This window comes from Anaerococcus tetradius ATCC 35098 (assembly GCF_000159095.1).
Classification (GTDB): domain Bacteria; phylum Bacillota; class Clostridia; order Tissierellales; family Peptoniphilaceae; genus Anaerococcus; species Anaerococcus tetradius.
In genome coordinates, this window is sequence record NZ_GG666361.1 from 1 (window position 1) to 389 (window position 389).

The 389-nt window shown below is 26.2% G+C and carries 1 protein-coding gene; it reads left to right on the forward strand.

All coding sequences use genetic code 11. The features are described from left to right. On the forward strand, positions 1 to 276 hold a 276-nt coding region (locus tag HMPREF0077_RS10180; RefSeq protein ID WP_004837944.1), incomplete at its 5' end, for a CD1845 family protein. Between the last annotated feature and the right edge of the window lie 113 nt (positions 277 to 389).

A 389-nucleotide genomic window follows, 5' to 3' on the forward strand; every position in this document is an offset into this window, starting at 1 on the left:
GTTTTTTTCAAAATCATATTGTTTCCTATTAGTATAGCGTTAAGTATCATAATTCTATTTTTAACGTTTGTATTAGGACTCAGCACAATATTTTTCAAACTGATTTCATTTATCGCTATTATGGGATTTTTAGGATCTGTTTATCATGGAGAAAAAGCACTTGCTATAGAGGCAATTATACTAGCATATCTTTTTAGTCCTTATGGTTTACCAGTGCTAGGATATTTTATTATAGAAGTGATAGAAGGGGTGAATGAAAAAATAAAAGTAATTTAAATATAAAAATAAATAGATTAAAACGATGAAAAAGAGATAGCAAAATCAAAGCTATCTCTTTTTATATGAAAAGAAAGGGGGTTATGATGAAAGAAATAGTTAAATTTGAATAT